This window comes from Bradyrhizobium sp. CCBAU 53351, assembly GCF_015291745.1.
In the GTDB taxonomy this organism is placed as follows: Bacteria; Pseudomonadota; Alphaproteobacteria; order Rhizobiales; family Xanthobacteraceae; genus Bradyrhizobium.
In genome coordinates this window covers 2,178,537-2,204,819 of the sequence record NZ_CP030059.1, presented here as the reverse complement: position 1 = coordinate 2,204,819, position 26,283 = coordinate 2,178,537, and the positions used below count along the sequence as shown (strand labels likewise).

At 64.9% G+C, this 26,283-nt stretch carries 26 protein-coding genes; 8 read left to right on the top strand and 18 right to left on the bottom strand.

The window, feature by feature from the left end; genetic code table 11:
• Positions 1-47: 47 nt before the first annotated feature.
• The 3 genes from XH83_RS10430 to XH83_RS10420 all read right to left on the bottom strand — a co-directional run bounded on the left by XH83_RS10430 (position 48) and on the right by XH83_RS10420 (position 2,962).
• On the bottom strand, positions 48-1,367 hold the full coding sequence (locus XH83_RS10430) for a TRAP transporter large permease (protein ID WP_194406910.1): 1,320 nt from the start codon (positions 1,365-1,367) through the stop codon (positions 48-50).
• Positions 1,364-1,879: a TRAP transporter small permease gene (locus tag XH83_RS10425; RefSeq protein ID WP_194406909.1), complete on the bottom strand. Its 516-nt coding sequence runs from the start codon at positions 1,877-1,879 to the stop codon at positions 1,364-1,366. The genes XH83_RS10430 and XH83_RS10425 overlap by 4 nt, the downstream gene beginning before the upstream one ends.
• Positions 1,880-1,963: 84 nt before the next feature.
• Positions 1,964-2,962, bottom strand: a complete 999-nt coding sequence (locus XH83_RS10420; RefSeq protein ID WP_194406908.1) for a TRAP transporter substrate-binding protein — start codon at positions 2,960-2,962, stop codon at positions 1,964-1,966.
• Between the two features lie 364 nt (positions 2,963-3,326).
• Between XH83_RS10420 and XH83_RS10415 the strand changes: the two genes are divergently transcribed.
• On the top strand, positions 3,327-4,784 hold the full coding sequence (locus XH83_RS10415) for a sensor histidine kinase (protein WP_194408222.1): 1,458 nt from the start codon (positions 3,327-3,329) through the stop codon (positions 4,782-4,784).
• Positions 4,785-4,795: 11 nt separating this feature from the next.
• Here the strand turns inward: XH83_RS10415 and XH83_RS10410 are convergent, their stop codons facing one another.
• Positions 4,796-5,527, bottom strand: coding sequence for a cytochrome c biogenesis CcdA family protein (locus XH83_RS10410; protein ID WP_194406907.1), 732 nt, complete (start codon positions 5,525-5,527; stop codon positions 4,796-4,798).
• Between the two features lie 206 nt (positions 5,528-5,733).
• A complete protein-coding gene (locus XH83_RS10405; protein WP_194406906.1) occupies positions 5,734-6,000 on the bottom strand; it encodes a hypothetical protein in 267 nt (88 codons plus the stop codon).
• 483 nt (positions 6,001-6,483) lie between these two features.
• Here XH83_RS10405 and XH83_RS10400 point away from each other — a divergent pair, with 483 nt between their 5' ends.
• The 4 genes from XH83_RS10400 (at position 6,484) to XH83_RS10385 (ending at position 9,411) form a co-directional block, all read left to right on the top strand.
• A complete protein-coding gene (locus XH83_RS10400) occupies positions 6,484-7,533 on the top strand; it encodes a LysR family transcriptional regulator (RefSeq protein WP_194406905.1) in 1,050 nt (349 codons plus the stop codon).
• A gap of 29 nt (positions 7,534-7,562) precedes the next feature.
• Positions 7,563-7,934, top strand: coding sequence for a helix-turn-helix domain-containing protein (locus XH83_RS10395; protein ID WP_020608151.1), 372 nt, complete (start codon positions 7,563-7,565; stop codon positions 7,932-7,934).
• Positions 7,935-8,208: 274 nt separating this feature from the next.
• Positions 8,209-9,024 (top strand): enoyl-CoA hydratase, encoded by an 816-nt coding sequence (locus XH83_RS10390; RefSeq protein WP_194406904.1) that lies wholly within the window; start codon positions 8,209-8,211, stop codon positions 9,022-9,024.
• Positions 9,025-9,126: 102 nt separating this feature from the next.
• Positions 9,127-9,411 carry a hypothetical protein gene (locus XH83_RS10385; RefSeq protein ID WP_194406903.1) on the top strand — a complete coding sequence of 95 codons (285 nt, stop codon included), beginning with the start codon at positions 9,127-9,129 and terminating at the stop codon, positions 9,409-9,411.
• A gap of 60 nt (positions 9,412-9,471) precedes the next feature.
• On the opposite strand, the gene XH83_RS10380 is transcribed toward XH83_RS10385, so the two are convergent.
• The 8 genes from XH83_RS10380 to XH83_RS10345 form a co-directional block, all read right to left on the bottom strand.
• Positions 9,472-10,551, bottom strand: a complete 1,080-nt coding sequence (locus XH83_RS10380) for an isocitrate/isopropylmalate dehydrogenase family protein (protein WP_194406902.1) — start codon at positions 10,549-10,551, stop codon at positions 9,472-9,474.
• A 108-nt stretch (positions 10,552-10,659) separates the two neighbouring features.
• A complete protein-coding gene (locus XH83_RS10375) occupies positions 10,660-11,727 on the bottom strand; it encodes an alcohol dehydrogenase (RefSeq protein ID WP_194406901.1) in 1,068 nt (355 codons plus the stop codon).
• Positions 11,728-11,802: 75 nt separating this feature from the next.
• Entirely contained in the window at positions 11,803-12,774 is a 972-nt protein-coding gene (locus tag XH83_RS10370) for an ABC transporter ATP-binding protein (protein WP_194406900.1), read from the bottom strand.
• The gene (locus tag XH83_RS10365; RefSeq protein ID WP_194406899.1) at positions 12,771-13,763 is read right to left on the bottom strand and encodes an ABC transporter ATP-binding protein; all 993 of its coding nucleotides are present in this window, start codon (positions 13,761-13,763) and stop codon (positions 12,771-12,773) included. The genes XH83_RS10370 and XH83_RS10365 overlap by 4 nt, the downstream gene beginning before the upstream one ends.
• Positions 13,760-14,632 (bottom strand): ABC transporter permease, encoded by an 873-nt coding sequence (locus XH83_RS10360; RefSeq protein ID WP_194406898.1) that lies wholly within the window; start codon positions 14,630-14,632, stop codon positions 13,760-13,762. Before XH83_RS10360 ends, XH83_RS10365 begins: the two co-directional genes overlap by 4 nt.
• Positions 14,619-15,569 carry an ABC transporter permease gene (locus tag XH83_RS10355; RefSeq protein ID WP_194406897.1) on the bottom strand — a complete coding sequence of 317 codons (951 nt, stop codon included), beginning with the start codon at positions 15,567-15,569 and terminating at the stop codon, positions 14,619-14,621. Before XH83_RS10355 ends, XH83_RS10360 begins: the two co-directional genes overlap by 14 nt.
• Before the next feature lie 7 nt (positions 15,570-15,576).
• Positions 15,577-17,121 carry an ABC transporter substrate-binding protein gene (locus tag XH83_RS10350; RefSeq protein ID WP_194406896.1) on the bottom strand — a complete coding sequence of 515 codons (1,545 nt, stop codon included), beginning with the start codon at positions 17,119-17,121 and terminating at the stop codon, positions 15,577-15,579.
• 130 nt (positions 17,122-17,251) lie between these two features.
• Complete coding sequence (locus XH83_RS10345; RefSeq protein WP_194406895.1) at positions 17,252-18,448, bottom strand: CaiB/BaiF CoA-transferase family protein; 1,197 nt, start codon at positions 18,446-18,448, stop codon at positions 17,252-17,254.
• 192 nt (positions 18,449-18,640) lie between these two features.
• On the opposite strand from XH83_RS10345, the gene glgA reads away from it, so the two are divergent.
• Positions 18,641-20,056, top strand: a complete 1,416-nt coding sequence (gene glgA, locus XH83_RS10340) for a glycogen synthase GlgA (RefSeq protein WP_194406894.1) — start codon at positions 18,641-18,643, stop codon at positions 20,054-20,056.
• A gap of 127 nt (positions 20,057-20,183) precedes the next feature.
• On the opposite strand, the gene XH83_RS10335 is transcribed toward glgA, so the two are convergent.
• From XH83_RS10335 to XH83_RS10325, 3 genes are all read right to left on the bottom strand, one after another.
• Positions 20,184-21,134, bottom strand: a complete 951-nt coding sequence (locus tag XH83_RS10335) for an oxygenase MpaB family protein (RefSeq protein ID WP_194408221.1) — start codon at positions 21,132-21,134, stop codon at positions 20,184-20,186.
• 76 nt (positions 21,135-21,210) lie between these two features.
• Positions 21,211-22,353 (bottom strand): patatin-like phospholipase family protein, encoded by a 1,143-nt coding sequence (locus tag XH83_RS10330; RefSeq protein ID WP_194406893.1) that lies wholly within the window; start codon positions 22,351-22,353, stop codon positions 21,211-21,213.
• A 61-nt stretch (positions 22,354-22,414) separates the two neighbouring features.
• Entirely contained in the window at positions 22,415-23,239 is an 825-nt protein-coding gene (locus tag XH83_RS10325; RefSeq protein WP_194406892.1) for a 3-hydroxybutyrate dehydrogenase, read from the bottom strand.
• A 177-nt stretch (positions 23,240-23,416) separates the two neighbouring features.
• Between XH83_RS10325 and XH83_RS10320 the strand changes: the two genes are divergently transcribed.
• A complete protein-coding gene (locus XH83_RS10320; RefSeq protein WP_194406891.1) occupies positions 23,417-24,298 on the top strand; it encodes a LysR family transcriptional regulator in 882 nt (293 codons plus the stop codon).
• Positions 24,299-24,476: 178 nt separating this feature from the next.
• On the opposite strand, the gene XH83_RS10315 is transcribed toward XH83_RS10320, so the two are convergent.
• Positions 24,477-25,190 carry a peroxiredoxin-like family protein gene (locus tag XH83_RS10315; protein WP_194406890.1) on the bottom strand — a complete coding sequence of 238 codons (714 nt, stop codon included), beginning with the start codon at positions 25,188-25,190 and terminating at the stop codon, positions 24,477-24,479.
• Positions 25,191-25,273: 83 nt separating this feature from the next.
• Positions 25,274-25,558 (bottom strand): hypothetical protein, encoded by a 285-nt coding sequence (locus XH83_RS10310; RefSeq protein ID WP_194406889.1) that lies wholly within the window; start codon positions 25,556-25,558, stop codon positions 25,274-25,276.
• Positions 25,559-25,796: 238 nt separating this feature from the next.
• Between XH83_RS10310 and XH83_RS10305 the strand changes: the two genes are divergently transcribed.
• Entirely contained in the window at positions 25,797-26,279 is a 483-nt protein-coding gene (locus tag XH83_RS10305; protein ID WP_194406888.1) for a cupin domain-containing protein, read from the top strand.
• Positions 26,280-26,283 lie beyond the last annotated feature (4 nt).

Below are 26,283 nucleotides of genomic sequence, written 5' to 3'. Positions count from 1 at the left end.
GGATCGCACTTTCAGAAGCTTATTTGCAGAAGCTCACTTGCAGACGCTCATTTGAGCATTTGCGGCACGATCAGGCGCGGCAGGAACAGCGACACGCTGGGCCAGACGATAACGGCCGCCAGCACGAGCAGCATCGGGATCAGCATGATCACCGTGTCCTTCAGCGCATAGCGCAGCCGCACGCCCGCGATCGAACAGGCGATCATCAGACAAAGACCATAAGGCGGCGTCACCAGTCCGAAAGCCAGCGACACGATGGAAATGATCGCAAACTGGACCGGATGAAGATCGACCGATTTGGCGAGCGGCTCCAGCACGGTGCCGACGATGATGATGGCTGGGATGGCGTCGAGAAAGCAGCCCACCACCAGAAAGCAGAAGGAGATGAAGAAGCCGGCCGCAACGGCGCCCATGCCCCAGGTCGAGACATTGGCCAGGAGCTCTTGCGGGATCTTGTAGTAGGCGAGCAGCCAGCCGAACGCGCTGGCGGTGCCGACGCAGAACAGCGCCACCCCGGCAAGGCGCCCGGTGTCGAGCAGCGCCTTGTACAACTCGCGAATGCCAGTCTCGCGATAGAAGAATGCCGAGAGCACCACGGAGTAGAGCACGGCGACACAAGCCGACTCTGTCGCAGTGAACCAGCCGAGCAGAATGCCGCCCACGATGATGAACGGCGTCATCAGCGCAGGTATCGACTTCCAGATGGCGCAGCGCATCTCCACCCAGGTCGACTTTGGATAGGTCGGGTAGCCGCGTCGGACGGCGTAGACGTGCACCGTCGCCATTTGCGCGCCCGCGATCAGCAGACCCGGCACGATGCCGGCCAGATACATCGCGGCAATCGAGGTCGAGATCAGCCCGCCCCAGACGATCATGAGGATCGACGGCGGGATGACGACTGCGAGCACCGCGGAAACCGCGGTGATCGCGATCGAGAACGAAAGGTCGTAGCCCTCCTTGGTCTGCGCATCGATGAAGATTTTTGATTGGCTCGCCGCATCCGCGGTGGACGAACCCGAGATACCGGCGAAGAATACCGACAGCACGACGTTGATCTGCGCCAGGGACCCCGGCCAGTGCCCGACCATCGAGCGCGACAGCGCCACCAGGCGGTCGGTGATGCCGCCGATGCTCATCAGGTTCGCTGTCAGCAGGAAGAACGGCACCGCCAGCAGGATGAAGGAATTGTAGGCATTGAAGGTTTCCTGCGCGAGCATCATCAGCGACAGGCGCGGCTCGATCAGCAGGATCGGCACGCAAGCGAGGCCAAGCGCGAAAGCGACCGGCACGCGCACGATGAGCAGGCCGACGAAGACCCCGAACAGCACCATCGCGGCCTGTCCGGCGGAGAGTACATTGCCGCTCATTGCCGTGCCCCGACCAGTACGCGCATTTCATCGACGATCTGTTCGCCCGCGAAGACGATCCACGTCACGCCGGCAACGGGCCATGCGACGTGAATCAGCCAGAGCGGCAAATCGGCAAGTTCTGACGTCCTGTTCCAGGCAAAGCGGGTGAACTCGATTCCGGCCGTTACGAACACCAGCGCCAGCGCCAGGACGCCGAGCCGCGCCAGGATCCGCACGGCAGCCTCCGATCGCCGCGACAGATCCGGCCACACGTCGACCTCGAAATGCTGCGCTTCGCGGACGCCGACCATGGCACCGATCATGATTGTCCAGATGAACAGGAAGCGCGCCATCTCCTCCGTCCAGATGTAGGACGGAATGAAGGGCGTGTAGCGCGAGATGATCTGCAGCGTGACAGGAACGACGAGGATGCCGACGCAGGCGGCCAGCAGGAATTCGAGCAATTTCGCATAAGCCGCCGTAGCGCGGCGCCACAGCGACGGTGTGGACGGGACGGGCATGTCAGACATTGGGACTCCCAGCGGCAGCACATCCGCCACGTCCGGGCAAGAAGCGGGGCTTGCCCGGAGATGCTGTCGGCGGACGCAGAGATCTCAGACGACGTTGATCTTCTCGAAAATGCCTTCCGCGCCGATTTCCTTGGCGTAGGCGGCCATCACGGGGTCGGCGAGCTTCTTCATGGCGTCCCGCTCCTCGAAGGGGACGCGCTTGAGCTTGCCGGCCTTCTCGAGCGTGTCGAGCTTGACGACCTCTTCGCTCGACTCGAGCTGTCGGCCGTAATCGCCGGCCTCCTTGCCGGCCTTCATGATCGCGTCCTGCAGATCCTTCGGCAAGGTCTTCAGCGTCTTCACCGAGAAGCAGATCGGCCGGATCGACACGGCGTGCTGGGTCAGGCTGAGATGCGGAGCCACTTCGTAGAACTTCATTGCCTCGACGCCGGCCGCCTCGTTTTCACCGGCGGCGATCACACCGTTCTGGATCGCGTTGTAGATCTCGTTATAGGCGATCACCGTAGGGCTCATGCCGACCGCCGCGAAGGTCTTCGACCAGATCGGCGCGCCCTGCACGCGAACCTTGAGCCCCTTGAGATCGGCAAGGTTCTTGAGCGGCTTGTTGGCGAAGATGTTGCGGATGCCGCCGCCGGAATAGCCGATCAGGACCACCTCGGCCTTCGCCGCGACCTCGTCGGCAATCGGCGCCAGGATGTTGGCTTCGACCACCTTGTTCATGTGGTCGATGCCCTTGAACACGAAGGGCGCATCGATGAACGGGGCGGCCTTGGCGAAGGTCGACATATGGGCCGGCGAGACGATGCCGTAATCGACCGCCTTTCCTTGCGACATGTACTCGAAATACTGCTTCTCGAGGCCGAGCGAGGAATTTCTGTGCAGGGTGAAATTGACGGGCTTGCCGTAATACTTCTTCACGAGCTCCTCGAACCGGAGCAGCGCCCGGTTGAAGGCGTGGTCGTCGTTGAACTGCACGGCTCCGTTGAGCGTGATCGGCGCTTGCGCCCTGAGGATCGACGGCATGCCGATCGTAGCCGCCGCAGTGGTCGCGCCGATACCAGCGAGAAATGATCTTCGCTTCATCGTCTCCCCTCCCTTTGATGCTCCGACCCTGTCGCCGGGGCGTGAGCGCAGCCGGTATGCGGCTTGCGAGGGCAAGCGTATGAAAAACCCCGGCCGGACGGAAGTCATTTCGCCTGCGTAGGAGCGACTCCTTCGTCGCAGGGCCACTGCTGCAGTGCAATCGGCCTCCAGCCGGCCTGCACTTCTGTCCCTCTCTTCAATACGCAGAGGCTTGCGCTCGACGCGAAAATCGTGGCGCAGCGCCAGTCCCGCCCGTATGGTCTGGCCAAAATCATACTCCGGCGCCGCCGCGCCGGAACCGGGACACTCGCGTTTGTCAAAGCTTACCCTGCCGGTCCGCCTCGCTCTTCTGGTCACGGGAACGATGTTGCCGCTGATCGTCTTCGCGGTCGGCATTGCCGTCTACAATTACCAACAGGACCGCGGCGACGCCACGCGCCGCGTGCTGGAGAACGTGCGCAGCATGCGCCTCGTGCTGGATTCGGAGGTTCAGCGCATGACCGGCGGCCTGCAGGTGCTGGCGCTGACCAATTCGCTGCGCAACGGCGACTTCGAGAGCTTCCGCCGCATCGCGCTCGGTTTTGTCGAGCAGTATGGCAAAGGCGGTCTGGTGCTGGTCTCCGACCGCAAGGGCCGGTTGCTGTTTTCCTCCGCGACGGACGACACCGCGAGCCTGCCGGCGCGCGGCAATCTCGCGATCGTCGAAAGGGTCTTTGCGAACAAGTCGCCGCAATATTCCGATCTGTTCACCGGTGCGATCAACGGACGGCAGGTGCTCACCGTCGAGGTTCCGGTGTTTCGCGACGGAGAGGTGATCTACGATCTCTGCTTCAGCCCGCCGATCGGCATCTTTCAGGAGCTTGTCGAAAAGCAGCGGCCCGACCAGCTCTGGACCGTGTCCCTGGTCGACACCAAAGCCATCGTTTTCGCCCGCGTACCGAACCCGAGCGCGACGATCGGCAAGCAGGCGTCCGGCGCGATTTACGACGCGATGTCGCGCAGCTCGGAGGAGACCTTATCGACGGTGTCGCTCGACGGCGTGGCGCTGTCTTCCGCCTTCACGACCTCGCACCTGACCGGCTGGAGGGTCGTGGCCGGCGTCGCCGAGAGCTCGCTGATCGCGCCGCTCTGGCGCAACATCGCCATCACCAGCCTGATCGGGGGCATCCTGCTGCTGACCGGCCTGACCTTCGCGGTCAGGATGGCGACGACGATCGCGCGCGGCGAGATGCTGCACAATCTCCTGATCGACGAGCTCAACCATCGCGTCAAGAACACACTGGCCTTGATGCAGGCGATCGCGGTGCAGACCTTCCGCAGCGCCAGCCGGGACGAGCGGACAAAGTTCGAGGGCCGGCTCGGCGCGCTGGCCGAAGCGCACAACCTGCTGAGCCAGGAGAAATGGGCCGGCTCCGAGCTCCGCGACGTGATCGCCCGCGCGCTTCAGCCATTCCTGCTGAACAATCCCGACCGCATCCGCATGGCCGGTCCCGACGTGCCGCTGTCGCCGCGACTTGCCGTGGTGCTGTCGATGATCGTGCACGAGATCGCCACCAACGCCGCGAAATACGGCGCGCTGTCCAACGAGACCGGCCGGGTGACGCTGGACTGGGAGGTCATCACCGATGCGCCGAAGCCGCGGCTCCGGCTGATCTGGACCGAGATCGGCGGACCGCCGGTGACGGCGCCGGTGCGACGCGGCTTCGGCTCGCGCCTGATCGAGCGCAGCGCCCGCGACCAGCTCGGCGGCGAAGCAACCGTCGACTTCCTGCCGCGCGGCGTGGTCTGCACGGTGGTCTGCACGCTGGACGAGGCGCGGTAAACGGGGACGCTCTATCCGATGGTCTGCAGCGCCGGAAAGGTCTCGAGCAGCCAGATGCTCACATTGGAGACCGCGCCGGTGAGAAAGCCGATGCCGGTGATCACCATCAACACGCCCATGGCGCGCTCGACATTGACGAGGTGGCCCTTCATGCGCGCGAACAGCGCCGAGAACTGCTCGATCATCAGGGCGGCGATCAGGAAGGGAATGCCGAGGCCCGCGGAATAAACCGCGAGCAGGCCGGCCCCCTTCGTCACCGTGGCCTCGGCCGCGGCGATCGACAGGATGGCGGCGAGGATCGGGCCGATACAGGGGGTCCAGCCGAACGCGAAGGCAAGGCCCATGATGTAGGCGCCCCAGAGGCCGACCGGCTTGGGAATGGGCAGCCGTCCTTCGCGCATCAACAGGCCGATGCGCGTCAGTCCGAGGAAGTGCAGCCCCATGACGATGATGACGATGCCGGCGAGGATCGACAGCTCCGCCGACCAGGCTCGGATCAGCCCGCCGACCAGCGAAGCGCTGGCGCCGAGCGCGACGAAGACCGTGGAGAAGCCGAGCACGAACAGCAGCGCCGACATCATGATCGCGCGCTTGGAGGCCGAGGACGGCTCGTCGCTCTCGACATGCTCGATCGTGGCGCCCGTGAGGTAGATCAGATAGGGCGGGACCAGCGGCAGGACGCAAGGCGAGAGGAAGCTGACGAGGCCGGCAATCAGCGCCGCCGGGATCGAAACATTTTGCATGATGCCGTCTGAGCCATCTCAGGTGCCGGTACGGCGCGCGGGGAATGCGCCCGGCCCGGAGCCGAACCGGCTCAGGTGTAGCCGATGCCGGAGAATGCGCAACAGAGGCGCGCGAAACCAGGGCTCCTCCCGATGCCGTCTGTGATCACAGGTGCGGCATCGGGACGCGCACAAATCTCGCCAAAAAGCGAGACTCGGCGGCGTGGCTATTTCACCACGCGGAGCAGCGGACGCCGGGGCTGGTCCTGCGTCTGCTTGGAAGGGTGCGGCGGTTCGCTCGCAGCGCTCCGCAGCATTTCGTCGCACAATGCCTTGAGATCGGCACTGTCGATTCCTTTGAGTTTCATCCTGACGTCGAGGATGACAATGGACAGCAGCTCGGCCGACTCACGGCTGTTGCACGCGTTGAGAACCTTGCGGCACTCCTCGAGCGTTTCCAGCACCGACTGCAACTGTTCGTCTGAATGCGACACCGGCGTTCTTTCCGTTAATTCGGCCTGCGAGACGTAATGGTGACGACCCCCTCGGCCCCCATGGAAGACCAAGGATAGCACGAGGCCGCTGTGCCTCTGAACCTGATTTCAGCGGGATTCCGCTGTGGAACCGCGGTTCCGGCTGCCATCGCCGCGTTGCGATGTCGCTCGGTTTCGAAATGATCGGCGAGGAAACGCTTGGTGCGCTGTGATTGATCCATCGAGGGAGACGGCGCCAGCTCTCGCGCAACGGCATCCATTGCGGACAGTGCCTGCAATCCCGCAGCCATTTCACGGCTCGCAACGGAACTCACGCCACACCCCTCATCCGGGCGAACAGTCTGCCCGATTCCCAGCCCCTGGCAGCAATCTGATACCACCCACGGGGTAGTAAGGATGACGTTCAAAACTCATCATCCCCCAACCCGCAGTGGTTGTGGTTTGCGCCAGATTCTGCCAGTTTAGCTGTCCGAAGGGACTTGTATGCACTCCTTGGCGGAAAGGGGCGTTCCTGTGGCGGAACGCCCAAAGACAAATCTCAGCGGCCTCTCTGATTGGGATGCGGCCCGCATATTCCTCGAAGTCGTCCGATGCGGAAGTTTCCGTTCGGCGGCCGAACGCCTGTCGCTGTCCATCAACGCCGTGCGCCGGCGGATCGACGATTTCGAACGCCAGACCGGCACCACGCTGTTCACCCGCGATGTCCACGGTACCCATCTGACTGATGAAGGCGCGCTCGTGGTGTCCGCCGTCGAGCGCATGGAGGCTGCCACCTTCGACGTGCTGCGCGCCAGTGATTCGATGGCCAACGCCCTGTCCGGCGAGGTCCGGGTCGCCGTCACCGAGGGGCTGGGCACGTTCTGGCTCGCCCCGCGCCTGGTCGAGTTCCAGCAGGCCTATCCGAAAATCCTGGTCGACCTGCATTGCGCGATGCGCTCGGCCGACGTCTCGCGCCATGAGGCCGACGTCGCCATCCATCTGTCGCGTCCCTCGGCGCTCGACATCAAGCTGGTGCGGCTCGGCCGCATGCACCTGATGTTCTGGGCCTCCGAGAAATACATCGAAAAGCATGGCGCGCCGCGTTCGGCGGCGGAATTGATCAAGCATCGCCTGGTGCTGCAATTCGCCGACCAGCTCGCCGCCAAGGAATCCTTCGAGAGCTTCTTCCCGGGCGTTTCGGAGCGTGACCTTCTGGTCATGAAGACCAACGTCTCGAGCGCCAATTATTGGGCGGTCGCGAATGGCGCCGGCATCGGCGTCTTCCCCAGCTACGCCATTGCGCTCGGCGGGAAATTGATTCCACTGGAGGTCGAGCTGAACCGACCGCTGGATATCTGGTTGTCCTACCATCCCGGTAGCGGCCGTATTCCGCGCGTGCGGCACATGATCGACTGGCTGATCGAAGCTTTCAGTCCAGCTCGTTTCCCGTGGTTTAAGGAAGAATTCGTGCACCCGCATGAATTCAAGGACTCGTATATGGGCGAACCCCTGACCCAGCTCTTCGGGGGATTTTCAACCGAAGAACAAAGGTGAAAACGAAAATGAAAGCAGCGGCGAAGAGAATGAAGCAGCGTAGTGCCGGCAAGCCGGACATCGAGCTCGGCAAGCGGATTCGTTTGCGGCGCGTCGAGATGAAGATCTCGCAGGCCGAGCTCGGCGAAAAGCTCGGCGTCAGCTTCCAGCAGGTCCAGAAATACGAGAAGGGCGTCAATCGCGTCGGCGCGGCTCGTCTTCAGCAGATCGCTTCCGCCCTCGACGTGCCCGTGACCTTCTTCTACGACGGCGACAACAAGGCGCGCGAAGTCGAGAGCCTGCTGTTCCTCGATTCGGCGTTCAGCCTCCGCCTGCTGCGCGCCTACAGCAAGATCAAGGACCAGACGGTGCAACGCCAGCTCGTCTCGCTGATGGAATCGATCGCAGCGAACGAAAGCTGAGATCGACCGACGCTCCGGTCTTCAAGGCCGATCTTTCAATCCGCCGCGTCGCGGGGGCGCGGCCGGATTGAACGAGCATATTCCGGCCCGCGCACCTGCGCGTGGCCTTTCCGGGGCGGCTCGACCGCCCCTTTTTCTTTGCGCGCACGACACTCGGGACGACGCGCCATGCAATCCCGGCACAGGCGGATGCAGACAGGCCCACCCGGCCCCGGTTGACCCCGCAAGGGCCCGCGCCCCACATTGCCCCCGGCCTACGACCAGCGAGTGCCCAATGCCCGACATCTCCCGTGAAATAGCCCACGCCGACGGCAAGATCCTCCAGCACGTCACCGACGGCGTCGGCGTGATCACCTTCAACAATCCCGACAAGCGCAACGCGATGTCGCTGGAGATGTGGGAGGGATTTGGCGAGGCGCTGACGGCCTTGCGCGACGACGAGACGGTGCGCGTCGTGATCCTGCGCGGTGCCGGCGGCAAGGCCTTCGTCTCCGGCGCCGACATCAGCCAGTTCGAGAAGACCCGCCATAACGCGGCGGCGTCCGAGGAATATGCCAAGCGCAGCGCCGCCCAGCGCGCACTGCTGGCCAACTATCCCAAGCCGACCATCGCCTGCATCCAGGGCTTCTGTCTCGGCGGCGGCATGCAGGTCGCGATGCTCGCCGATATCCGCCTTGCCGCATACGGCAGCCAGTTCGGCATTCCCGCCGCGAAACTCGGCATCGCCTATGGCTATGACGGCTTGAAGCATCTGGTGTCGCTGGTCGGCCCGTCCTGGGCACGGCTGCTGATGTACACGGGCATGCGCATCGAGTCCGCGGAGGCGCTGCGCATCGGCTTCGTCGAGCGCGTGTTCCCCGAGGGCGAGCTCTGGGGTGAGACGATGGCGATCGCGCAGACCATCTCCGAGAATGCCCCGCTGGCGATCAAGGCCGCAAAGATCACGATTGCAGAGGTGCTGAAGGACGAAAGCCGACGCGACATGGACGCGATCAAGTCGATCGGCACCGCCTGCATGGACAGCGCGGATTTCCGCGAGGGCCGGCAGGCCTTCATGGAAAAGCGCAAGCCGCAGTTCCAGGGCAAGTAGCTGAACCTTTGTTCAGGAAGATTAAATTCCTCGCGCGGCTCAGCGCGCTAGCAACCAGTTGATCCCGCGGTAGTTCTCCCGCCACCAATAAGGGAGATTGCGATGAAACTGAAATTTGCTGTGCTTGGTCTGGCTGCCCTTGGCGGTGCGGCGCTCGCATCAGGGCAAGCGCTTGCCGCGATGCCGAACGGCATTCCGCAGGCCGACCGAGTCGCGAGCGGGCCGGCCGCGAATGTCGATCAGGTGCGCTGGGTCTGTAACCCCTGGGGCCGCTGCTTCTGGCGCCCGAACTATTACGGCGCCTATGGCTATTATGGCGGCCCGCGCCGCTTCTACGGCCCGCGTCCGTGGGGCTGGGGTCACCGCCACCACTGGCGCCGCTGGTGAACGACAAAGGGGCCGTAAGGCCCCTTTTCTTTGAGATGAACTGGAGCCTTCGATTGCTTTTCAGAGCGCGCCCAGCACCGCTTTCGTGATGTCCGCGGTGCCGTTGCTGCCGCCGAACTCCATCGGCTTGATGCCGCCGGCATAGACCTGATCCACCGCACGCTCGATCGTCTCGCCCGCTTCCGCCGCGCTCTCGATGCCGTGCTTGTCGGCGAGCCAGTCGAGCATCATCGCCGCCGACAGGATCATGCCGGTCGGATTGGCCTTGCCCTGCCCCATGATATCGGGCGCCGTGCCATGGCAGGGCTGGAACACCGCGTATTTGTCGCCGATGTCGGCCGACGGCGCCATGCCGAGGCCGCCGATCAGGCTCGCGGTGATGTCGGAGACGATGTCGCCGAACATGTTCTCCATCACCATCACGTCGAAATCCCAGGGGCGCTTCACCAGCATCGCCGAACAGGCGTCGACATAGAGCCGGTCGGTCTTCACCCCAGGATGCTTCTTCTCGATCTCGTCGAAGATGCCGCGGAAGAATGCAAAGGCCTTGAACACGTTCGCCTTGTCGACGCAGGTGAGCATCCCCGGCTTGCCGCGCGCCTTGCGCCGCTCGGCCAGGCGAAACGAGAACTCGAACAGGCGCTCGGAAGTCCTGCGCGTGATCACCATGGTCTCGCGCGCGTCCTCGTGGGTCACGACGCCCTTGCCCATCGAGGCGAACAGCCCTTCCGTGGATTCGCGGATCACGACGAGATCGATGCCGCGCTGGTCGGCACCGACGATCGGGCTCGGCACGCCAGGAATGAGGCGCGCGGGCCGCACGCCGGCATAGAGATCGAAGATGAAACGCAGCTCGATCTGCGGCGCGATCTCGGTATTGTCGGGGTAGCGCACCGACGGCAGCCCGCAGGCGCCGAGCAGGATCGCGTCGGCCTCCTCGCAGAGCTTGATCGTCGAATCAGGCATCGATTTTCCGGTCGCCAGATAATTGGTGGCGCCAGCCGGCGCCTCGGTGAAGCGGAAGCTCAGGCCAGATTTGTCGCCGACCTTGCGCAGCACCTCGAGCGCGGGCGCCATGACTTCGGGACCGATGCCGTCACCGGCGAGCACGGCAATGTGGAAGGCGTTGTTTGCGGACATGGATATTCCTAAGACAAAGGCGTCATTCCGGGGCGGTCCGCAGGACCGAACCCGGAATCTCGAGGTTCCGGGTTCGATGCTTCGCATCGCCCCGGAACGACAACTGAATTACGGCGTCAGCACCGTGCGCCCGACCACCGCGCCCTGCTGCAATTGCAACAGCGCGTCGTTGGCTTTGGCGAGCGGCGCCGTCGTCACCGGGATCGGCGGCACCTTCTTGGTGCGAACGAGGTCGAGCAGCTCCTGCGTTTCGCGCAAGTTTCCGACATAGCTGCCCTGGATCGTGATCGCCTTGATCGGAATCAGCGGCAGCGCCCAGGTCGCGCCGCCGCCGAACAGGCCGACGATGACGAGCTTGCCGCCCTTGGTGAGGCAATCAAACCCGAGCTGGGTCGTCGCGGCGTTGCCGACGAGGTCGATCACGGCGCGGATCGGCCCGCCCGCTTTCTTGGCAAGCTGCTCCAGCGCGTCGGGCGCCTTGGGGTCGACGGTGGCAAGCGCACCGGCCTTCTCGGCGGCTTCGCGTTTCCTGGCGTCGATATCGACCATGATCGCGCCCTTGCCGCCCATCGCCTTCAAGAGCGACAGCGCCATCAGGCCGAGGCCGCCGGCGCCGAACATCACGATCGGCGTATCGAAGTACTGCTCGACCTTCTTCAGCGCACTGTAGGTGGTGACGCCCGAGCAGGCATAGGGCGCGGTGGTCGCCGGATCGAGCCCTCTCAAATTGAGCAGATAGCGCGGATGCGGCACCAGCATGTGATCGGAATAGCCGCCGTCGCAATAGACGCCGAGCGAGCGCGGCGTCAGGCACATGTTTTCGTCGCCAGCCAGGCAGGTCGCACATTTGCCGCAGCCAATCCAGGGGTAGACGAGACCGACGTCGCCGAGCCTGAGATCGCCCTGGTCGGTCGGCTTCACATCGGGGCCGAAAGCCAGGACTTCGCCGACGGTCTCGTGTCCCATGGTCAGCGGCAGATTGATGCCGCGGTCCTTCAGCGAGAGCGGCTTGCGGCCGTGGCCGAGATCGTAGCCGCCTTCCCAGATGTGGAGATCGCTGTGGCAGACGCCAGCCGCCTTCACCTTGATCAGCACCTGCGTGCCCGACGGCTGCGGCGTCGCTTCGTCGAACTCCTGCAACGGCGCCTTGAAATCGGCAACCTTGAAACTCTTCATCGGCGTCCTCCCGCATGCTTCTTGTCGCCGCGCCACCATGCCATGGCCGGCAAGGCGAGACAAACCGGTCTTAGTTCAGGCCAGCGGATGATGGCAAGCCACGAACTGGGCGGGTGCGACTTCGCGCAACTCCGGTATCTCCGCGCTGCATCGCTGATCGGCCCGCGGGCAGCGGGTGCGGAAGCGGCAGCCGGACGGCGGTGCAATCGGCGATGGCGGCTCGCCGCCCGCGACACTCTCGGCGGGACGAACGTCCGGATCGGGCACCGGGATCGCCTGCAACAGCAGTCCCGTATAGGGATGCGCGGGCCTCGCGAACAATTGCTCGGAAGGGCCGACCTCGCAGAGACGGCCGAGATACATCACCGCAACGCGGTCGCTGACCGCTTTGACCACCGCAAGATCATGCGCGATGAACAGCAATGTCAGGCCGAACCGCGCCTTCATCTCCTCCAGTAGATTGAGGATCTGCGCGCGAATGGAGACGTCGAGCGCCGAGACCGGCTCGTCGCAGACGATGAACTCCGGATTGAGCACCAGAGACCGTGCGATACAGATGCGCTGGCACTGGCCACCGGAGAACTCATGCGGCAGGCGGTTCGCCACCAGATCAGGATCGAGCCCGACCGCGCCAAGCACCTCGTAAACCCTGCGCTTGCGCTCGGCGGCATCCTTGACGCCGGCGATGATCAGCGGCTCGGCCACGATGTCGCCAATGCGGCGGCGCGGATTCAGGGAGGCGATCGGATCCTGGAAGATCAGCTGCACGCGGCGGCGCATCTTGCGCAACGCCTCGCCCTCCATCGCGGTGAGATCCTCGCCATCGAACAGCACACGCCCGGATCTGGCGCGTCGCAACTGCAGCACGGCGCGGCCCAGCGTCGACTTGCCGCAGCCGGATTCGCCGACCAGCCCCAGCGTCTCGCCGCGCGCGACCTGAAAGCTGACGCCGGAAACGGCATGCACCGTCTTGTTGCCGAGACCGTATTCGACGACGAGATTGTCGACGTTCAGGAGCGGTTCGGCGCGCACGGCAGGCTGCATCATGCGCCAACGCCCTCCGTCATCTGGATCGGATGGAAGCAGGCATAGAGATGTCCGGGTGTCTCCGCGCGCGTCAGCGCGGGCTTGGCGTGGTGACAATCGCTCGCCGCATAGCGGCAGCGCGGCGCGAAGGAGCAGCCACGCAGCGGCCGCGTCGGATCGGGCGGACGGCCGGAGATGGCCGGCAGCGGCGTATGCGGCGCGGCATCCAGCTTCGGGATCGCCGCCAGCAACGCCTCGGTGTAGGGCATATGCATGCACTTGAACAAGGCCGAGGTCGGTGCGCGCTCCACCACCCTGCCGGCATACATCACTGCGACCTCGTCGGCACGGCCGGCGACGACGCCGAGATCGTGAGTGATGATGATCATGGCCATGTGGCGGCGGCGTTGTTCGCGCGCGAGCAGATCCAGGATCTGCGCCTGGATGGTGACGTCGAGCGCGGTCGTCGGCTCGTCCGCGATCAAGAGCTTCGGCTCGCAGGACAGCGCGATCGCAATCGCGATGCGCTGTCGCATGCCGCCGGAACATTGATGCGGATATTGCGCGAGCCGCTGCTCCGGCGCGGGAATGCCGACCGCCGCCAGAAGCTCGATGCTGCGCTTCCGTGCCTCGGGCGCATCGAGCTCGAGATGCTCCTGGATCGTCTCCATCAACTGTGTGCCGATGGTCAGGACCGGATTGAGCGAGGTCATGGGATCCTGGAACACGACGGCGAGGTCGCGCCCGCGCAGGCGTCGCAGGCGTTCCGGCGCGAGCCGCACCAGGTCATGGCCGTCGAACATCACGCGACCCGTGAGCTTTGCCTTTTTCGGCAGCAGCTGCAGCACCGCGCGCGACAGCATGGTCTTGCCGCAACCGGATTCGCCGACGATGCCGAGCGTGCGGCCCGCCTCCAGCGACAGGTCGACATGATCGACGGCGCACAGCGTTCCGCGCGGGGTCGGCAGCTCGACCGCGACGTCCGCGATGGTCAGAAGCGGGCCGCTCACAGTGCCCCCTGACGCGGGTCGGTCAGGGCCCGCAAGGTGTCGCCGACCAGATTGAAGGCCAGCACGGTCAGAAACAGTCCGGCCGCCGGCAGAAACGCCAGCCGCGGCGCGACGTCGAGGCTGTCGCGCCCCTCGCCGATCATGCTGCCCCAGCTCGCCACCGGCGGCGGCACGCCGAGACCGAGGAAGGACAGCGCACCCTCGACGACGATGGTGACGGCGACGCCGAGCAGGAAGAAGGCCAGCAGCGGCAGGATCACGTTCGGCAACAGCTCGCGCAGGAGGATGCGCGCATGGCTGGCACCGAGCGCCTCAGCCGCAATCACGAATTCCCGCCGCGCTAGCGTCAGCGTCGCCGCCCGCGCCACCCGCATGAAGGCGGGTATGCCGAGCACACCGAGGATCAGGGTGAGGTTGGGGACCGACTGGCCGAGATAAGCGGTCACCGCGAGCGCAAAAATCAGCGGCGGAAAGGCGAGAAGCACGTCCATGCTGCCGACCACCAGCGTCTCGAACCGGCCGCGGAAATAGCCGGCGAGCAAGCCAAACGCGCCGCCGATGGTCAAGCCGATCATCGGTGCGATCAACCCGACCGTCAGCGAGGCCCGCGCGCCGAAAATCAGGCGGGCGAGCTCGTCGCGGCCGAGCCCGTCGGTGCCGAACCAATGCTCGCTGGAGAACGCCGCACGCCGCTCCAGCATGTCCATGTCGACGGGATTTTGCAGCGGCAGCACCGGCGCGAGGATCGCGAGCGCAAGGATGATCGCGAGCCAGGTGCTCGCGATCCAGAACAAGAGGCCGAGCTTTCGCTCGCGGCCAGCCGACACGGGCACCGCCTCGTCCTGCATCGAGAGCTCAAGCGCGGCCATGGCGGATCCTGGGGTCGAGCACGGCGTAGAGCATGTCGACGATGAAGTTCACGATGACGAAGCCGCAGGCGACCAGCAGCACCACGCCTTGGAGAATGACGAGGTCGCGGGTGTAGATCGCACCGACAAGGAGACGGCCGATGCCGGGCAGCGCAAAGATCGATTCCACGATCAACGTGCCGCCGAGCAGGCGGCCGATATTGATGCCGGTCACCGTCACCAGGGTCAGGGACGACGGCTTCAGCGCATGCACGAACAGGATACGAGCCGGCTTGAGGCCCTTTGCCTTGGCGAGCGCGATATAGTCCTCCTGCAGGGTCGCGATCATGTCGGAGCGCAGCACCCGCATGATGCCAGGCCATTCCGCCAGCGCCAGCGTCAGCGCCGGCAGCACGAAGAAGCGCAGATTGCCCAGCGGCTCCTCGGTGAACGGCACATAGCCGGTCGCCGGCAGCCAGTGCAGCTCGACCGCAAACAAATAGATCAGCAGGATCGCCATCAGGAAAGACGGCATCGACAGCATCGCGAACGCGCTGCCCGTCATGAAGCGGTCGAACGCGCCGCCGGCCCGCGCAGCACAGGCGATTGCGACGGGAACGCCGATCAAGAGGCCGATGAACTCGGCCATCAGCATCAGCTCGAGCGAGACGGGAATGCGCTCGGCGACCGCCTGCAACACCGTCTGCCCGGTGCGGAACGAGCGGCCGAGGTCGCCTTGCAGGACGTGACCGAGCCAGCTCAGATAACGCCACCACAGCGGCTGGTCGAGCCCCATGTCGCGGCGCAGCGCCGCTACGTTCTCCGGCGTCGCCTGATCGCCGAGGATGACCAAAGCAAGATCGCCCGGCAGCAGCGAGGCGATCAGAAAGGTCAGCAGCGAGACCGCGAGCAGCACCGGGAGCATGGCAAGCAGTCGCCGAACGACGAAGTTCAGCATCGCGCGGTCATTCCAGCCAGGTCGTCGAAACGTCGATCACGCCGTTGTAGATCTTCGGGAAGCCCTTCAGCTTGGCGCTCGACAGCGCGTAATAGGTGTTCTGGAACGTCCAGAACCAGATCGCCTCCTTGTTGATCAGGCGTCCGATGGCGCAATAATCCTCGGTGCGCTGGCCGACATCGGCGGTGACGCGCGCGTGGTCCAGCAGCTTGTCGAGCTCGGGGTTCGAATACCCGGCGAGCGCCAGCGGGCTGCCGGTGCGGAAATTCGCGTACATTTGCGGATCTGGATCGGCGAGATCGACGATGCGCCACGGCGTCATCTGGAACTGGCGGGTGAAGGCACGCGAGGGAATGGTGGCCTGATCGACCTGCTCGATCTCCATGTTGGCGCCGACGCGCTTCCAGAACTGCTGCAGCACCTGGCCGACCATGCGGCCCCTAGGCGTCGCGGTCACCAGCGTCTTGAACTCGACCGGCTTGCCGTAATCCTTGATCAGCGCCTTGGCCTTCTCGACGTCGAACGGCAGCGCGCCGTCGTCCTTGCACTTGACCCAGGAGCCGTCGCCATAGGGGTTGGTCGCGGGCCGGCTGAGGCCATTGGTGATCGCCTGTGACATCTTCGGGCGATCGATCGCCATCACGAGCGCCTGTCGCACACGAACGTCGTCGAATGGCGCCACCTTGGTGTTGAAGGCGTAAACCTGCGCACCCGAGCCCTTGTAGGTGTGAACGGTGAGCTTGGGGTCCTTCTGCGCCTTCATGATGTTGTCGGCGTCGTTCTCGTCGTCCCAGATGATGTCGGCCTCGCCCGATTGCAGCGAGGCGAAGCGCGACTGCGCATCTGGCAACGGCTTCAGGACAATGCGGTCGAGATAGGGACGGCCCTTGTCCCAGTAATTGGGATTCTTCTCCAGCACCATGCGGTCGCCGGCGGTCCATGATTTCAGGATGTAGGGACCGGTGCCGACGGGGTTGCGGTTGTAGTCATCGCCCTTGGTCTTCCAGGCCGTCGGCGAATGCACGACATTGTTTTGACTCTGGATGGTGATCGTTGCCGGCAGGTTCACGGAGGGATCGGTCAGATTGAAGACGACGGTGTGTTCATCCGGCGCCAGCACCTCCTTTATGTTAGTGATGTAGAAGGCGCAGCGGCACTTGTTGGCGGGGTCCTTCTGCCGGTCGAAATTCTCCTTGAAGGCCTGCGCATTGAACGGCGTGCCGTCATGGAATTTCACGCCCTCGCGCAGCTTGAAGGTCCAGCTCTTGTAATCGTCGGAATGGGTCCAGGACACCGCGAGCTTCGGTGCCGGCTCACCCTTGTCGTCGAGCGTTGTCAGCGTGTCGAAGATCGCGGCGGCAGCGGTGTTGGTCGAGGTGTCGTAAACGCCGACCTTGAGCGGGTCGAAGCCGGGGATGTCGAGCTCCTGACCGACGGTGATGCTGCCGCCGGACTTCTGCGCCTGCGCAGGCTCGGTCAGCGGAAGGATGCCAAATGCCGCAACAAGGAAAATCGGCGCGTGCTTGCGCGCCGCGGCAGCAATCTTCGTCATGGTTCCTCCCCGGGATCCCTCGTCCGATGTTTCGGATCGCTGAATGACTGGAGGCGAGATTGACGACAAAAGCGCGCGGCGGCAAGAGGAACGCACGCGAGATCACGCCGCATGTGCGACGCAATGCTGCTCAGAATGTCGCGGCTGTTTTGCCTGTCGGAATTGGCGCCTCGTCAGCGAGGCCGAGCTCCTCGCGCAGCGCATTCGTATGCTCGCCGAGCGCAGCCATCGTCTTGGCGGGCGTGGTGTCGGCGCCCGACATCCGGAACGGCAGGTTGAGCACCCGAAAGGAGCCGCCCTCGTCCTGCACGGACGTGAGCGCCTGCCGGTGCGCGAGCTGCGGATCGGCCAGCGCCTCGGACACGGTGCGATAGGCCGAAGCCGGCACGCCGGCCGCACTGAGCGCTGCGAGACACGCATCGGTCGTGAACTGCCGCGACCAGGCTTCGACGCCGTCCATCACCTCCGCCCAATTCTCGCGGCGCGGGGCATAGGTGGCAAAGCGCGCATCGGTGATCCATTCGGGACGGCCGATCACACCCATCAGCGCCTGAAATGTCTTCTCGCTGGCGACCGTGATCATGACATAGCCGCTTGCCGTCTCGGTCGGCCCGAACATCGGGCGTGGCGGCGGCTTCACGGCGAATTGCGCACTCTGTAATTCGGTCAGCGTCAGTGACAGCATCGATTCCAGCATGGACACGTCGATGTGCTGGCCGAGCCCGGTCACGGTCCGCTGATAGAGCGCGGACGCGATCGCGCCGAAACCATAGGTGCCGGTGACGACGTCGGCGTGATAGATGCCGCAATAATCGGGGCGATTGCGGCCGGGCTGGTAGGCGAGATGCGCCATGTCGTAGCCGGAGGCGGCATGGATCACCGGCGCGTAGGCCGGTAGCTCGGCCGAAGGGCCGCTCTGCCCGTAGCCGGAGATCGAGCAATAGATCAGCCTCGGATTGACGGTGCGCAGCCTGTCGTAGTCGAGCCGCAGCCGGTGCATCACGCCGGGGCGGAAGTTCTCGACCAGGATATCCGATGTCGCGGCCAGCCGGCGGACCGCCTCCTTGCCGTCCTCGGATTTGAGGTCCAGCACCACGCTCTTCTTGCCCACATTGAGCTGGCCGAACGTGGTACTATGACCCTTGCGCAGAGGCGGCCGGGTTCGCATCGTCTCGCCGCCGTCGGTCTCGATCTTGATGACCTCGGCGCCCATGTCGGCAAGCATCCGCGCGCAGTGAGGACCGGCGATGGTGGTCGAAAAATCCAGGACCCTGAGGCCCGCGAAGGCCTTTGTCGTCATCCCCTCATGCTCATCTGCTAGCTGCATACTTGCTGCGTCCTCGGTCGCGTAGGAACAATCAATGTTCTCTCTTGTTGATGCGCCGACCCTAGAGGGCGGCGGCTGAGTAGGAAAGTCTTTACCGAACCGACGTGTCTCGTAGGCGGGCTTGGGAATTTCCGGGACAACTGGACCCGTTCTTGCATAACAGCAAACGGGATCGGAAGAGGGCAGCTGTTCTTGAGGGTCTTGTTCGTCACCACGGAGATGGACGATTTCGTCCGCGTCGGCGGACTCGGCGCCGTGTCCGCGGCCCTGCCCCGCGCCCTTCGCTCCTTCGCTGATATCCGGATCATGCTGCCCGGCTATCGCGACATCATCGAACAACTCACGCATATTCAGGTCGTTGGCCGTTGTCCGGCGTTCGCGGAAATGCCTGCCTGCTCGCTCGGCCGGGCCGCGACCAAGGACGGAATGCCGGTCTACGTGCTGCTCTGCTCGCAACTCTACGACCGGCCGGGCAACCCCTATGGCGACGAGTCCGGACGCGACTGGCCGGATAACGACATTCGCTTCGCGCGCTTTGCCTCGGCAGCCGCTGAGCTGGCCATGGGCAGGCTGGACAAGAATTGGGCAGCAGACCTGATCCATGCCAATGACTGGCAGGCCTCGCTCGTGCCGGCCTATCTCGCCTGGGGCGGCGCCAAGCTGCCGTCGATCCTGACGATTCACAACCTCGCCTATCAGGGCCTCTTCCCGAAGGAGGCGCTGCGGCGGATCGGCGCACCGGAGAGCTCCTTCCACATCGACGGCATCGAGTTCTACGACCAGCTCTCCTTCCTCAAGGCCGGCCTCGTCTACGCCTCGCACCTCACCACCGTGAGCGGCACCTACGCGCGGGAGATCACCACGGCCGAGTTCGGCTGCGGTCTGGAGGGCCTGCTCCGCCAGCGCTCAGACGCGGCCGAGCTCACCGGCATCCTCAACGGCATCGACGAGAGCTGGGACCCGCGCTCCTGTGCCCAGCTGGCCCAGCAGTTCGGCGCCGGTGACTGGGTCGGCAAGAGGGCCAACGCGGATTACGTCCGCAAGCAATTCGGCCTTGCGGTCTCGCGCGGCCCGATGTTCGGCATCGTCGCGCGCCTCGTGCACCAGAAGGGCATCGACCTCGTGCTGTCGGCCGCCGACGAGATCGTCGATGCCGGCGGGCAGATCGTGGTCACCGGCTCCGGCGAGCCGGCGCTCGAGCAGGCCCTGATCGACGCGCATCGCCGCCGCCCCGACGCCATCGGCGTGGTGATCGGCTTCAACGACGCTCAGGCCCGCCGCATCTTTGCGGGCAGCGATTTCACCCTGATGCCGTCGCGCTTCGAGCCTTGCGGCCTCAGCCAGATGTACGCCCAGCGCTTCGGCTCGCTGCCGATCGGGCACCAGACCGGCGGCCTCGCCGAGACCATCACCGACGGCGAGACCGGATTCCTGTTCTCGAAACCCTCGCGCGATTCCTTCCTCGGCGGCGTCCGCCGGGCCTTCTCGGCTTTCAGGGCGCAAGACCAACTCGACACCATGCGCCGCAGCGCCATGGGACGTTCGTTCTCCTGGAGCATCTCGGCGGGAAGCTACAGCGCGCTGTACCGGAAGCTGGCGTCGGTGTGAGGTAGGCTCCTCGCAATGACGGCGTTGAGAGAGTCTGCGCTCCACTCCGGCGCATCATGGGTCCCGGCTCTGCGCCGCAACGCGCTTTGCGCGTTGTGGCTTGTCCGGGACACGAGAGATCAGGCTTTCACACCTTCCCGCGCATGTCCATCTGCGGCCGACCGATCCAGGCGCGGTTGAGACAGCGCGTCATCCAGTCGGGCTGCGGTTCGCCGCGCAAGCGCGCCTGCGCTTCCTGATAGGGCCCGACGTAGCGCAGCCTGGCCGGCAATTTCGGATAGACGCGCCGGATCCTGCGCAGCGCATTGTCGGCCGCCTTCTCGTCGCGCGCGTCCGGCTCAAACCCAAAGCCTGCACGTATCGGCTCCGGCAACATCCGCGCCGTCAGCGCGCGGTACCAGCGCGGCGGCCGCAGCCAAGGTCTCGCACCGCTGAAGATTTGCGTCGCGATCTCGCGTGCCGCCGGGCTCACGGTCAGCGCCTCCGACTGCGCCATCGTCGCGGTGTAGGCGGTAAAGCCCGACCAGTCCGCCGGCAGATCGTCCGAGGTCAATCCGAACAACGCACCGAACAGCCGGCTCTCCGTCCAGTAACGCTCGCGCTCCTCCGCCGAGAATGACGGCAGCACCAAATCGTGCGCCATCAGCGCGGACTCCACCAGCGTCGCGTGAACCCAGCGCAGCGACGGAATGTCGTTGGCACAATAGCGCGAGCCTGCCGCGAACGGGCCGACGGTCTCGGGCATCTCTCCGACGATCATGCTGTGACGACGGTGCAATTGCCGGGCCGACAGCAAGGCACGGTCGAGCGAGCCGAACACCATGGCAAAGACGATGTCGAAGGTGCGATGGAAGCGGCCGATCGGATCGGCAAACGTGCTGGAATGCTCGGCGATGGCGGCAGCGACCCAAGGGTGGGCCAGCTGCAGCAACAACGCGCGGCCGGCGCCGAGAAAGACGATGGCCTCGCGGTCGATCCGCCAGGTCAGCGTGTCAGGGCCGAACACACCAGCCACCGGCCCCGCTGCGCAAGCGCGGACCTGATCGAGCGTTGCCTCGAGATCGTTCGCGGACACCATCTGCACGCCCTTCGACTGCGTGGGATGACCGACGATCGGCAAGCCCTGTGGCAATTCGATGAAGAGCGGCGCGTCCCTATTCCGCCGCCATCGGCATCTCGTCCGTATGCTCGTGCAGCACCACACCGGCGAGCGGATCGAATTCGCCGATCCAGGGCTTGCGCGCCAGCACCGACTTCGTGTGAGCATAGCCGGCGTGCCAGCGCCGCGTGATCCCGGCCGGGCTGAAGTCGATATCCTTGGTATGGGTCTCGCGCTCGAGCTGCGGCGCCAGCAGCCGCACGACATGCATGCGGGTCGGACAGCCGTAGCTCGTCAGCTCCCTCACCGCAGGATCGTTGCGTTCGCTCTCGGGGAGCCGCGCCGCGAGCTGGTTGATGACATGGCGCAGGCGATGCGCCTGCTGCTGACGGACGATCTGGCTCGCGATCCGGCTGGAATATTGCACGTCCTTGTGCCGGTTCAGCACCTCCGCCATCGTGGTGGGTTCGGGCCCGACCGGGTTCCACAGATGAACGGAGAAGATCAGCGAGTCCCTGCGTGGGTTGTCGTCGAACACCGCTTCGGTTGGCGTGTTCGAGAGGATGCCGCCGTCCCAATAGAGCTCGCCATCGATCCGCACGGCGGGAAAAGCGGGCGGCAGTGCGCCCGAAGCCATGACATGCTTCACCGTCAGTTCGCCGTCTCGGCTGTCGAAATAGCGCATCTCGCTCGTGCCGACATGAGCTGCGCCAACCGTCAGGCGCGGCGTGCAGCGGTTGGCGAGATCGAAATCGACGAGCTCGCACAGCGTCTTCTCCAGCGGAGCGGTCGAGTAATAGCCCGCGTGATCGGCACCTAGCGGGTAGGAATCGCCGGCATGTGCCAGTGGATTCGGGCGGAAGAAACCTGGAATGCCGTGGGTCACGGTCGCCCAATAGGCCAGCTTCTCGTTGAAGCCCGGAAACGCGGTGCGCCAATCCCAGACCGGCTGCTGCTCCATCCGCTTCCAGAACTCCTTCAGGCGCGCAAGCCGGTGCTCGGGCGCGTTGCCCGCAATGAGGCTCGCATTGATCGCGCCGATCGAGGTGCCGATGATCCAGTCCGGCTCGATGCCGGCTTCGTGCAATGCCTGGTAGGCCCCGGCCTGATAGGAGCCGAGTGCGCCGCCGCCCTGAAGCACGAGAACCACCTGCCCCGGCAGGTCCTTGCGCTGGATGTTCGTCTGCGTACCATTCATGTGTCGCTCCTGATCAGCTTGCACTGCCGCTGCGGAAGGCCGCTTGTTGCGCCGGCTCATGTTAGTGCGCGGTCCAGCCGCCGTCGACCGGAAGCGCGATGCCGGTGATCGAAGCCGCGGCGTCCGTCGACAGGAACACCGTGAGCGCGCCGAGCTCCTCGACCGTGGCAAAGCGCTTGTTCGGCTGCTGCGCGAGCAGCACGTCGCGGATCACCTGATCGCGCGAGATGCCGTGCGCCTTGGCCTGCCCGTCGATCTGCGCTTCGACCAGCGGCGTATAGACGTAGCCGGGACAGACCGCATTGCAGGTGATACCCGCCTCCGCGGTCTCCAGCGCCGTGACCTTCGTCAGACCGACGATGCCGTGCTTGGCAGCGACATAGGCCGCCTTGAACGGCGAGCCGACCAGGCCGTGAGCCGAGGCGACGTTGATGATCCGGCCAAAACCGTTCTGACGCATCGCCGGCAGCGCGAGCCGCGTGGTGTGGAAGGCCGACGTCAGGTTGATCGCGAGGATCTGGTCCCATTTCTCGACCGGAAACTGCTCGAGCGGCGCGACATGCTGGATGCCGGCGTTGTTGACGAGGATGTCGAGCCGGCCGGACTCGGCGATGGTCGCCGCGATCATCTCGGCAATCGATTTCGGTCTCGTCATGTCGGCCGGCGAGTAGCTCGCCTTGACGCCGAACTCGGCGGCGATCTGTTCCCGTGTCCGGCCGATCTCGGCGACGACACCGAGACCGTTCAGCACGACATCGGCGCCGGCTGCCGCCAGGGCACGTGCGATGCCAAGACCGATGCCACTGGTCGAGCCCGTGACCAGCGCGACCCTGCCGGCGAGCGCGCGCGCAGGTTGGGATGTCTGCGGCTTCAGCGGTATGTTCATGACACGGTCTCCGTTGGCGATGACTGGCTTCCAGCCTTCGCAATACTTGGAGGATCGCCAGCCCAAACGGAAATACCGGCTGGCTTCCGACTCCATACGTCCGCGCTATTGCGGGCGGGATGTCATTTCCCGTTCCGATCGGCTAGATTCGAGCCCATCTTGCTGGGGAGCCGATCCATGGAAATGCACCAGGTCCGCTATTTCCTCGCGGTGGCGCAGCTTTTGAACTTCACGCGCGCGGCCGAGGAGTGCAACGTCACGCAGCCCTCGCTGACGCGCGCGATCAAGCAGCTCGAGGCCGAGCTCGGCGGCGACCTGTTTCGCCGCGAGCGGCCGGCGGCGCAACTGACCGAGCTCGGCCAGCGCATGCATCCGCTCCTGAAGCAGTGCTTCGACGCCGCCGCCGGCGCGCGCTCGCTCGCCTCCTCGTTCAGGAGCGGAGAGATCGGCGCGCTGCGCATCGCGCTGACGCATTCGATTGATCTGGCATTGCTGATCCCGCACCTCAACGAGATCAGGCGACAGTTCAACCGGCTCGAACTGCGCTTCCTGCGCGGGACGAGCCGCGAGGTCGGTGAATTCCTGAAGAAGGGCGAGGCCGAGCTCGGCATCGCCGCGGAGATCGACGAGGCCTGGGACCGGCTCGACGCCTGGCCGCTGTTCACCGAGAGCTTCGAGCTCGTCGTTGGCGACGGACATCGGCTGGCCGGACGCAGCAGCATCGAACTGGAGGATCTGCGCTCGGAGCAATTGCTGAGCCGGACGTTCTGCGAGCATTCGCGCCGCATCTCCGCCAGCCTGCGCGAGCACGGCATCGAGCATGGCCACGAGATTTCGAGCGAGCGCGACCTGATCGAGCTCGTCGAGGCCGATATCGGTGTCGCCATGATGCCGCACACTTCCCCCTTGCCGGAAACGCTGACGCGCGCCACTGTCGCCGGACTGGACGCCCGTCGCACCGTCAGCCTTTACGGAGTGGCCGGCCGGCAGCGCACGGCGGTCGCCAATGCCGTGATGCGCATGCTGCGCGGCGCCGACTGGCGCGAGATTGCGGGATAATAGGGACGGCTTTTTCCCATCTCCCCTTGCGGAAGAAGGTGGCGCGAAGCGCCGGATGAGGGTCTGTCCGCGTATTCGACGCAAAAGATTCACGCGCGGAGAGAACCCTCACCCGTCTCGCCGCTTCGCGGCGAGCCGCCCTCCCCCACAAGCAGGGAGGGGAAGAGTGTGCGCGGCCTCAACCCCTGCTCGCGCTCTCCAGCGCCTCGAGCAGATCATCGATCTCCATGCGCTTGCGGAAATCGGGGTCGACGAAGCGGGCTTTGACGATCCCGTCGCGGCCGACCACGAACACGGCCGGGATCGGTAGCAACCAGCCGTCATTGCCGTGGAATTTCGCCATGTCCTGATACGACAACAGGCCCTGGATCTCGGCGCCGAGCCAGATTGCGAGATTGAGCGACAGCGCATAGCCGTTGTCCAGATCGGTCAGGATCGGAAACGGCGCGCCGGATTCGGCCTTGAGCTGCCGAGTGTATTCCTGCGTCTCCGGCATGACCGCGACGACCTGCGCCCCCATCGCCTTGATGCGATCGAGCGCCTGGACCACGGCGCGGACATTGAGCCGGCAATAGGGACACCAGTGGCCGCGGAAGAACATCACGGCGAGCGGACCGCGCTCCAGCAGCGCAGGCAGCGTGACGAGATGGCCGCCCTCGTCGGGCAGCATGAACGGCGGCATCGCATCGCCCGGACGCGGCGCGGTCTCGCCGCCGCCGTTACCGCCCAATCTCGCCACCAACCGGTCGACGGCCTCGCCATAGGCCGGAAAGACCGCGCGGCTGGCATCAGCATAGGCGCGGAGCTGCTCGTTCAGCGTGCCGTCCATGTCGCGACAGCGCTGGAAGGCAAGCCTGAGCTGTTCGGCATCGGCTGGCGAGAGAGACGTCATCTTCTGCTCCGGCATTGCATTCGGTGAATATTAGTTTCCCGGTTCGGCCGCCCGCAAGGGGCGGCCGCGATACCAGGACCCGTTCAGTTCACGTAGAAATTGCCGGTCGGATCGAGCCGCCCCGAAGTATAGTACATCGATCCGTTGCTCATGAAGAAGACGGTGTTGTCGGGCACCTTCTTGGCGTTCTTCATCATCGCCTCGTGGTTCTTCTCGGCCGGGGCCATGGCCATCGCCGACATCTTGCCCGGGCCGCCATAGACATAGGCCATGCCGGCCTTGAAGTCCCAGGCGGCCTCCGAGAAAGCCGAGGTGGCGATAATGGCAAACGCTGCGGTGGCGATCAGGGTCTTGGACAATTTCGGCATGGGGGTGCTCCTCCGGATTGACGTGAACGCCCGCCAATCGGGCGCCCTGTCATCGGACGCCGAATGACGCGAAAGCGGAAATGCAATTGCCCAATCGGATCGATAGCCGCCGCGCATCAACATAGCACCGCGCTATCGCATCGAGAGCGAGCCGGCATTTCAGGATGGAGACGATCTCGATGAAGCTCCCGTCATAGCCGGCAACCAGCGTGGTTGCGGTCAACACAGGAGACTTCTCATGTCCAAGCATCCCGGATTGTCGCGCCAGGCCTGGTCCGGCCTTGCCCTCGTCGGCGCACTGACATTCGTGTCGCAGCCGGCCGCCGCGGGCGAATGCCCCGCCGACAAGGTCAAGCCGAACGCCCAGCAGATGGTCGACTACAAGCCGGTCGGCGTCACCGATGTGACGCTGGGAGCCATCGACCTCGGCAAGCAGCCCGCCCATATCGAGGGCCGCGAGCTGCGTTTCCGCAAGCTGACCATCGCGCCTGGCGGCATCGTGCCCTGGCACAGCCATGACGACCGTCCCGCGTTGATCTTCGTGCAGCAGGGCGAGATCGTCGAATACGCCTCGAACTGCGTCGATCCGATCGTGCACAAGGCCGGCGACATCCGTCCCGAAGTCCACGGCACCTCGCATTGGTGGAAGAACCTCGGCAAGGACACCGTCATTCTCTATGTCGGCGACGTCCGCAAGGATCCCAACGACCACCACATGTAACGAG

Coding starts and splice junctions, on each gene's coding strand:
- XH83_RS10390 (WP_194406904.1), top strand. CDS start 8,209: ATGCCCGACATCTCCCGTGAAATAGCCCACGCCGACGGCAAGATCCTC.
- XH83_RS10370 (WP_194406900.1), bottom strand. CDS start 12,774: ATGATGCAGCCTGCCGTGCGCGCCGAACCGCTCCTGAACGTCGACAAT.
- XH83_RS10360 (WP_194406898.1), bottom strand. CDS start 14,632: ATGGCCGCGCTTGAGCTCTCGATGCAGGACGAGGCGGTGCCCGTGTCG.
- XH83_RS10320 (WP_194406891.1), top strand. CDS start 23,417: ATGGAAATGCACCAGGTCCGCTATTTCCTCGCGGTGGCGCAGCTTTTG.
- XH83_RS10385 (WP_194406903.1), top strand. CDS start 9,127: ATGAAACTGAAATTTGCTGTGCTTGGTCTGGCTGCCCTTGGCGGTGCG.
- XH83_RS10395 (WP_020608151.1), top strand. CDS start 7,563: ATGAAGCAGCGTAGTGCCGGCAAGCCGGACATCGAGCTCGGCAAGCGG.
- XH83_RS10415 (WP_194408222.1), top strand. CDS start 3,327: ATGTTGCCGCTGATCGTCTTCGCGGTCGGCATTGCCGTCTACAATTAC.
- XH83_RS10400 (WP_194406905.1), top strand. CDS start 6,484: ATGCACTCCTTGGCGGAAAGGGGCGTTCCTGTGGCGGAACGCCCAAAG.
- XH83_RS10345 (WP_194406895.1), bottom strand. CDS start 18,448: ATGCAGCTAGCAGATGAGCATGAGGGGATGACGACAAAGGCCTTCGCG.
- XH83_RS10420 (WP_194406908.1), bottom strand. CDS start 2,962: ATGAAGCGAAGATCATTTCTCGCTGGTATCGGCGCGACCACTGCGGCG.
- XH83_RS10410 (WP_194406907.1), bottom strand. CDS start 5,527: ATGCAAAATGTTTCGATCCCGGCGGCGCTGATTGCCGGCCTCGTCAGC.
- XH83_RS10375 (WP_194406901.1), bottom strand. CDS start 11,727: ATGAAGAGTTTCAAGGTTGCCGATTTCAAGGCGCCGTTGCAGGAGTTC.
- XH83_RS10350 (WP_194406896.1), bottom strand. CDS start 17,121: ATGACGAAGATTGCTGCCGCGGCGCGCAAGCACGCGCCGATTTTCCTT.
- XH83_RS10355 (WP_194406897.1), bottom strand. CDS start 15,569: ATGCTGAACTTCGTCGTTCGGCGACTGCTTGCCATGCTCCCGGTGCTG.
- XH83_RS10325 (WP_194406892.1), bottom strand. CDS start 23,239: ATGAACATACCGCTGAAGCCGCAGACATCCCAACCTGCGCGCGCGCTC.
- XH83_RS10315 (WP_194406890.1), bottom strand. CDS start 25,190: ATGACGTCTCTCTCGCCAGCCGATGCCGAACAGCTCAGGCTTGCCTTC.
- XH83_RS10330 (WP_194406893.1), bottom strand. CDS start 22,353: ATGAATGGTACGCAGACGAACATCCAGCGCAAGGACCTGCCGGGGCAG.
- XH83_RS10380 (WP_194406902.1), bottom strand. CDS start 10,551: ATGTCCGCAAACAACGCCTTCCACATTGCCGTGCTCGCCGGTGACGGC.
- XH83_RS10305 (WP_194406888.1), top strand. CDS start 25,797: ATGTCCAAGCATCCCGGATTGTCGCGCCAGGCCTGGTCCGGCCTTGCC.
- XH83_RS10335 (WP_194408221.1), bottom strand. CDS start 21,134: ATGGTGTCCGCGAACGATCTCGAGGCAACGCTCGATCAGGTCCGCGCT.
- XH83_RS10425 (WP_194406909.1), bottom strand. CDS start 1,879: ATGTCTGACATGCCCGTCCCGTCCACACCGTCGCTGTGGCGCCGCGCT.
- XH83_RS10310 (WP_194406889.1), bottom strand. CDS start 25,558: ATGCCGAAATTGTCCAAGACCCTGATCGCCACCGCAGCGTTTGCCATT.
- XH83_RS10430 (WP_194406910.1), bottom strand. CDS start 1,367: ATGAGCGGCAATGTACTCTCCGCCGGACAGGCCGCGATGGTGCTGTTC.